This is a genomic window from Arthrobacter sp. Y3223164, from assembly GCF_059091005.1.
The window spans coordinates 1-2,301 of record NZ_JBNHGF010000420.1 but is presented as its reverse complement, the minus strand read 5'-3'; the positions used below and the strand labels follow the sequence as shown (position 1 = coordinate 2,301).

Annotated in this window: 4 protein-coding genes; 3 read left to right on the top strand and 1 reads right to left on the bottom strand. The window is 67.4% G+C overall.

Going from position 1 to position 2,301, the window contains the following annotated elements; genetic code table 11:
* The 3 genes from AC5RUJ_RS14900 to rplL form a co-directional block, all read left to right on the top strand.
* Positions 1-401 (top strand): FadR/GntR family transcriptional regulator (locus tag AC5RUJ_RS14900; protein WP_494156100.1); only part of this gene is annotated, 401 nt, incomplete at its 5' end.
* Positions 402-676: 275 nt separating this feature from the next.
* Positions 677-1,261 carry a 50S ribosomal protein L10 gene (rplJ, locus tag AC5RUJ_RS14895; RefSeq protein WP_494012736.1) on the top strand — a complete coding sequence of 195 codons (585 nt, stop codon included), beginning with the start codon at positions 677-679 and terminating at the stop codon, positions 1,259-1,261.
* A gap of 68 nt (positions 1,262-1,329) precedes the next feature.
* Positions 1,330-1,710, top strand: coding sequence for a 50S ribosomal protein L7/L12 (gene rplL / locus AC5RUJ_RS14890; RefSeq protein ID WP_494000502.1), 381 nt, complete (start codon positions 1,330-1,332; stop codon positions 1,708-1,710).
* A gap of 111 nt (positions 1,711-1,821) precedes the next feature.
* Here the strand turns inward: rplL and AC5RUJ_RS14885 are convergent, their stop codons facing one another.
* Entirely contained in the window at positions 1,822-2,292 is a 471-nt protein-coding gene (locus AC5RUJ_RS14885) for an aminoacyl-tRNA deacylase (RefSeq protein ID WP_494156101.1), read from the bottom strand.
* Positions 2,293-2,301 lie beyond the last annotated feature (9 nt).

Here is a 2,301-nt window from a genome sequence, read left to right as displayed (position 1 = left end):
TGGCTGCGCTCCGCCGCACCGCTGCGGACCTGGAGTTGCTGCGCGGGGAGCTGGAGTCGATGGCGGCCGCGGACGCCGCGGGCGACGCGGATGCCTTCGTCGAAGCCGACCGGCTGTTCCACACGGTGGTCCTCAAGGCGTCCGGCAATATCCTCTTTCCGGCGGTCTTCGTGCCGATGGGCCGGGTGCTGGCCGACGCGCGGCGGGAAGCGTTTGGGGCGCAGGCCGTGCGCACCCGCACCCTCGCCATGCACCGCAGGGTGCTCGCCGCCGTCGAAAGCGGGGACGCCCAGGGAGCCCGCGAGGCGATGGAGGACCACGTGGACCAGGTCCAGGACGACCTCGACGCCAATGCCGCCGGCCCGGCGAGAGCCTCCGCGCTGCGGTCGGCCGCCGGCTGATCCGTCCGGGGGTGCAGTCGTGGGCGCGGCTCCGGGCCGCCGATTTGGCGTCCGGCGGCAGGATCCCGTAACCTTGAAGAACCAAAGACCGTCGGTCGTTGAAATCCTCCACGTTTTCAACCGAAAGTCCCATGCCTGGGACGGCCTGCGCAGGTGAACGAAGCATTGCCCCGCCGCCGTAACTCCGGTGCGGGAACGAAGCCCCGTGCGCCTGCATGGGGCGTTTTTTATGCGTGCGACCCGAACCACCGGCACTATTCCCCGGAAGGAGGGTTATGGCAACGCCAACCAAGGTGGCAGCCGTTGAAGAAATCACCAGCGATTTCAAGGAATCCAGCGCTGCAGTCCTAACCGAATACCGCGGGCTTACCGTTGCACAGCTCAAGGAGCTGCGTGTTTCTCTCGGCCAGGACACCAAGTTCTCGGTCGTCAAGAACACCCTGACTGGCATTGCAGCCAAGGAAGCCGGCATCGACGCGTTCGAAGGCCAGCTTTCCGGACCCACTGCTATCGCCTTCATCAAGGGTGACGCCGTTGCAGCCGCCAAGTCCCTGACGGATTTCGCAAAGTCCAACCCGCAGCTCATCATCAAGACCGGTATCTTCGAGGGCAAGGCCCTGGATGCAACCGCCGTTGCTGCGCTGGCCGCTCTCGAATCCCGCGAGCACCAGCTGGCCCGCGTCGCCGGTGTCCTCAAGGCGCCGATGTCCGCACTGGCCCGCACCCTCGATGCGCTGCGCATCAAGCAGGAGGAGAACGGCGGCGCCGCTGCCGAAGCTCCGGCCGAAGCTGCCGAAGCCGAAGCTCCCGCTGCCGAAGCAACCGAGGCCCCGGCCGAGGCTGCCGCCGAAGAGCAGTAAGACTCTTCACCAACCAACTCTTGGTGCGGACACACCAGCCGCATCACCTATCAGGAAGGACGCCAACCATGGCGAAGCTCACCAACGAAGAGCTCATTGAAGCTTTCAAGGAACTGACCATCATCGAGCTCTCCGAGTTCGTCAAGCTGTTCGAGGAGACCTTCGACGTCACCGCTGCAGCCGTTGCCGTTGCGGGCCCCGCAGCCGGCGGCGCCGGCGAAGCCGCTGCTGAGGAGCAGACCGAGTTCGACGTCGTCCTCGAAGCTGCCGGCGACAAGAAGATCGCAGTGATCAAGGAAGTCCGCGCGCTGACCTCCCTGGGCCTCAAGGAAGCCAAGGACCTGGTCGACAGTGCTCCGAAGGCCGTCCTCGAAGGCGCCACCAAGGAAGCCGCCGACAAGGCCAAGGAAGTTCTCGAGGCTGCCGGCGCGACCGTCACCCTCAAGTAAGCTCTCTTTAGCTTCCGCAAAGCCCCGCCGCCCTACCGGGCGGCGGGGCTTTGTGCTGTGCGGGCCGGAACCAGCAGCCGGTGCCCCGGCGGCTCAGCGGGCCCGGCGGGCTCAGGCCGGGTCGGAGATGTCGGCGACGGTGGCGCCGAGCGCGGAGGTCAGCGCATCGGCGTCGACGAAGGCGGAGTAACCGTGTTCCCCGGCGCCCAGCGATATCCGCCGGCCGCGGATGGACTCGTCGGCGTACACCGGCCAGGCCGTGCTGCTGCCCAGCGGGGTGATGGTGCCGCGCCGGTAGCCCGTCGCCGTGTAGGCAACATCGGCGTGCGGCAGCGAAAGTTTGTTGACCCCCAGCAGCGAGCGGAGCTTGGGCCAGGAGATCTGCCGGTCGCCGGGGATGAGGGCGAACAGGAACGAGCCGTCCTTGTGCTTGATGACCAGGGTCTTGACGATGTCGGCCTCGGCGATGCCCAGCAGTTGCGCGGCCTCGGCGAGGCTGCGGGCGCCGGAGCGTTCGGCGACGTCGACCTTCAGGGAGTGGGCTTGGGCGCCGGCCAGGAAACGCTGCAGGCCGGCCGGCAGGGCAGGGGC